Source organism: Streptomyces sp. HUAS 15-9 (assembly GCF_025642155.1).
Lineage (GTDB): Bacteria > Actinomycetota > Actinomycetes > Streptomycetales > Streptomycetaceae > Streptomyces.
On the sequence record NZ_CP106798.1, the window covers coordinates 185,595 to 189,856 of the forward strand.

General features: G+C 69.9%; 4 protein-coding genes. All 4 read right to left on the reverse strand.

What is annotated here, in order from left to right; genetic code table 11:
* Positions 1 to 26: 26 nt before the first annotated feature.
* On the reverse strand, positions 27 to 221 hold the full coding sequence (locus tag N8I87_RS00915) for a ferredoxin (RefSeq protein ID WP_263204760.1): 195 nt from the start codon (positions 219 to 221) through the stop codon (positions 27 to 29).
* Between the two features lie 44 nt (positions 222 to 265).
* On the reverse strand, positions 266 to 1,480 hold the full coding sequence (locus tag N8I87_RS00920) for a cytochrome P450 (RefSeq protein ID WP_263204761.1): 1,215 nt from the start codon (positions 1,478 to 1,480) through the stop codon (positions 266 to 268).
* A gap of 216 nt (positions 1,481 to 1,696) precedes the next feature.
* Positions 1,697 to 2,896, reverse strand: a complete 1,200-nt coding sequence (locus tag N8I87_RS00925; protein ID WP_263204762.1) for a cytochrome P450 — start codon at positions 2,894 to 2,896, stop codon at positions 1,697 to 1,699.
* A gap of 50 nt (positions 2,897 to 2,946) precedes the next feature.
* On the reverse strand, positions 2,947 to 4,203 hold the full coding sequence (ccrA, locus tag N8I87_RS00930) for a crotonyl-CoA carboxylase/reductase (RefSeq protein WP_263204763.1): 1,257 nt from the start codon (positions 4,201 to 4,203) through the stop codon (positions 2,947 to 2,949).
* Positions 4,204 to 4,262: the final 59 nt, after the last annotated feature.

Sequence of the window (4,262 nt, forward strand, 5' to 3'; positions counted from 1 at the left end):
GACCGAAGCCTCACGGCCGATGCCGCTCAGTCCTCGTGGATCGCGATCGCCTGTACCGGACAGGCCATGGGGACGTCGTGCACACGGGGGTCCCCCGCCCCGTCCTCATGTCCCGGGACCAGGGCGACCACCGCGTCGTCGTCCTGCGTGAAGACGCCGGGTGCGGTCATGACGCACTGGCCGGAGCCGATGCACCGGTCACGGTCGATGGTGATGCGCACGGCGTGGCCCTCCTCCGTTCCTTCCCGTCCCTCCGTCCGGGCGGTCACCAGGTGACGGGGAGTTCGATCGGGCCCTGGGCGTCGTGACCGGCCTTGATGGGCACCTCGTCCAGGGGTACGGCCAGCCGCAGGCCCGGGATGCGGGCGAAGAGCGTGCCAAGGGCGATCTCGAGCTCGGCGCGGGCGAGATTCTGCCCCAGGCACTGATGGATGCCGTGGCCGAAGCCGACGTGGTGACGTGCGTTGCGCCGGGCGTCGAAAACGTCGGGGTTCTCGTACGCCTTGGCGTCGCGGTTCATCAGCGTGATGGAGACCAGCACCGCGTCCCCGGCCTTGATGGTCTCGCCGCCGACCTCGATGTCCTCCTTGGCCATCCGGACCATGTAGTCGGAGACGGAGGTGAACCGCAGCAGTTCCTCGACCACTCCCAAGAGCGCACCGGGGTCGCGCAGCAGCACGTCGATCTGCTCGGGGTGCTGCATGAGCGTGAGGGCGCCGAGGGCGATCGCGTTGACGGTGGTCTCGTGGCCGGCCACCAGCAGGACGAACGCGATCATGACCACCTCGTTGTGGTCCAGCTCGCCCTCCTCCAACTGGCGTGCGATCAGCTCGTCCAGCAGGCCGTCCTCGGGCTCGGCCTGCTTCTTCTGCACCAGGCCGTGCAGATACGTGTACAGCTTCCCGAAGGCCGCGTCGGCGTCCGCCGACGTCGCGGCGCCCACGAAGTCGCGCGAGCACTCCTCGAAGAAGTCGTGGTCGCCGTACGGGACACCGAGGAGCTCACAGATCGCCATCGAGGGCACCGGCAGGGCGTAGGCCGACACCAGGTCCGCGCCCGGCCCCTTCGCCAGCATGTCGTCCAGGAGCCGGTCGACGAGGCTCTGCAGCCTGGGACGGATGGCGTTCATGCGCTTGACGCCGAAGCTGGGGATCAGCATGCGCCGCTGCCGGGCGTGCAGGGGGTCGTCGACGCCGATCAGCGGGAAGGCGAGCCCGCCGCGGTCCTCGGTGCGCTGGACGACGACGGGGAAGTCCGGGTGGCCCCAGTCGGAGGACAGCCGGGGATCGACGAGCAGCGCCCGTCCCTCGGCATGCCCGGTGATCAGCCATGCCGGTCGGCCGTCGAACAGCGTGACCCGCGTCAGCGGGCTCTCGCCCCGCCACTGGGCGTACTCCTTCGGCGGCTGGTACGGGCAGGTCCGGTCCTGGGGGAAGGACGGAGCCGACGCCCCGGTGAAGCGGATTTCGGTCTCGGTCATGTCGTGCCTTTCGAACAACCGGCAAGTGCGGTCGTCCATCGAAATGTGAAGGGCTACGGGAATCAGGTTTCAGTCCGTCAGCAGGGCGCCTGGGGCAGTCCGGTCACAGCACCCGGTCGTCCGGCCCCGGACCCTCGGTCACCGGCCGGAAGGGGTGATCAGCGCACGCGGTCCGCGGGCGCTGATCACCTGTGCCAGTGGGCCGTGGTGCGGAGGTCACCAGGTGACGGGCAGCTCGTGCACGCCGTAGAAGACCATGTCGGTGCGGAAGCGGAGCTCCTCGACGGGCTTGGCCAGGCGCAGGGTCGGAAAGCGACGGAACAGGGTCTCGAAGACGATCTGCAGCTCGATCCGGGCGAGTTGCTGGCCGATGCACTGGTGTGCGCCGAAACCGAAGGCCAGATGCGGGGCGGGGCGGCGCGTGATGTCGAAGCGCTCGGGCTCCTCCACGAAGGCGGGGTCGAAGTCGGCGGCGAGGACATGCGCGACGACCTGCTCGCCCTCGGTGATGCGCACGCCACCGAGCTCCACGTCCCGGGTGGCGACGCGCTCGCCGCCGAACTGGCCGATGGTCAGGTAGCGCAGCAGCTCCTCGACCGCATTGCCGATCAACGACGGGTCCTCGCGAAGCAGGGCCAGCTGGTCGGGGCGGTCGAGGAGCAGCACCGCGCCGAGGCCGATCATGCAGGCGGTGGTGTCGTGGGCCGCGATCAGCAGGGTGCCGGCCGCGTTCATGAGGAACATGTCGTCGACCACGCCATCGGGGTCCTCGGTGGTGATCAGCGCCGAGATCAGGTCGTCGCCGGGATCGGCCCGGCGCTCCTGGACGAGCTGGTAGAGCAGCCCGCCCAGGCGCATGCCGGCGGCCTCGGTGGCGGCGGCGTCCTGGTCGACCCGCATCATCGCCTCGGCAATGTCCTGGAACTCCGCGCGGCGCTCGACCGGGACGCCGAACAGGTCGGAAATGACCATGGACGGCACCGGGTTGGCGAAGGTCTTCACCAGGTCGACCGGGCCGCCCCGCGCCTCGATGGCATCGAGGTGCTCGTCGACGATGCGCTGGATGTTCGGCCTGAGCGCCTGCATGCGCCGGACGGTGAACTCCTTGGCGAGCAGCTTGCGGTCCGAGGTGTGCTCCGGCTCGTCCTGCCACAGCAGGCTGCCGCGGCCGGGCTTCTGGGTGACGACGCCGTCCTGGGTGTGCAGGGCATAGGGCACCTGGACGCTGAACGAGGGGTCGCGCAGCAGGGCGCGCACCTCCTCGTAGCCGGTCGCCAGCCATGCCTCGTGGCCGCTGGTGAAGGTGGCGCGGGTCACCGGGGCGGCCGCCCGGATGTCGGCGAGGCCGTCCGGCGGGAGGAACGGGCAGCTGCGGGCCTTGGGGACGGCGGGCGCGTCGGCGGTGGGCTCGGACATGGTTCTCCTTGCGCTTGTGGGAGGTGGCGGGGTTCGTGCGCCGGGGACGGTCAGGCGGCGGCGAGTTCGAGCGCGGTCTCGCCGCGCCGGGCCGCGTTCACGAGGACGGCCATGTTCCCGGAGGGGTGCACGTTGTCGTACATCATCTGGTGCATGCGCCCGATGTCCTGGAAGCCGTCGCAGACGGACAGACAGGGGTCGAGCATGCCGGCGCCGACGAGGGTGATGACCTCGCGGCACTGGCGTGTGTCGGCGTAGTGCGAGCCCTGGAGGCGCTTGGAGCGCATCCACAGGTGGCGCAGGTCGACGTCTCCGTTGTAGCCGGAGGTGCCACCGCAGATCACCACCATGCCGGCGTTGTCGCACAGGTACATCGAGGTCGGAAGGGTGTCCTGGCCGCTGTGCTCCAGCACGATCCGCGGGGACCTGCGCTCACCGAGGATCTCCCAGATCTTCTTTCCGACCCCGCGAGCGCCGCGCAGGAACCGCGTCGACGCCTCGGCGTCCCCGACATCGGGCAGCCGGCCCCAATGGTCGAAGTCACGGCGGTTGATGGTGCCCTGCGCCCCGAGGCGGCGGCAGTACTCGGCACGGTCCTCGCTGGAGACCACGGCGATCGGGATGCCGCCGGCCAGCCTGACGAGCTGGATGGCCATCGAGCCGAGGCCGCCCGCACCGCCCCAGATCAGGACGGGGTCGCCGGGGCGGACCGTGTTGCCCTGCCAGCCGAACAGCTGCCGGTAGGCGGTGGGCCCGGTGAGCAGGAAGGCCGCCGACTCCTCCCACGACAGATGGGCGGGCTTGGGGTGGCACTGGTACTCGTCGACGCGGCAGAACTGGGCGAAGGAGCCGTAGTTGGTCTCGTACCCCCAGGCCTTGATGCTCTCCGAGACCAGAGGGTCCGTGCCCATCCGGATGTCCTCGGCGGTCTCGTCCCACTGGCCGCTGGTGAGCAGCACGTGCTCACCCACCTTGACGTTGCGGACGCCTTCGCCGACGGCCCACACCACACCGGAGGCCTCCGAGCCTCCGATGTGGAAGTCCTCGGACTGGCCCTGGCGCTGCCGCATCCCGATGACGTCGACCGGCTCGCCCAGCGAGGACCACACGTTGTTGTAGTTGATGCCGGCGGCCATCACGTAGACCAGCACCTGGCCGCGGCCCACCTCGGGGGTGTCGACGACCTCGGTGCGGAACGCCTGCTTCGGTTCTCCGAAGCGGTTCTGGCGGATCACCGACGCGTACATCTGCCGCGGGACCTCACCGAGGGGCGGGGTCTCGGCTATCTCGTAGAGAGCCTTCGTCATGATTTCTCTCCCACATCTGCTCTGTCCGGTCTGGCGGGCCCGCGGTGGTCGCGGGCCGG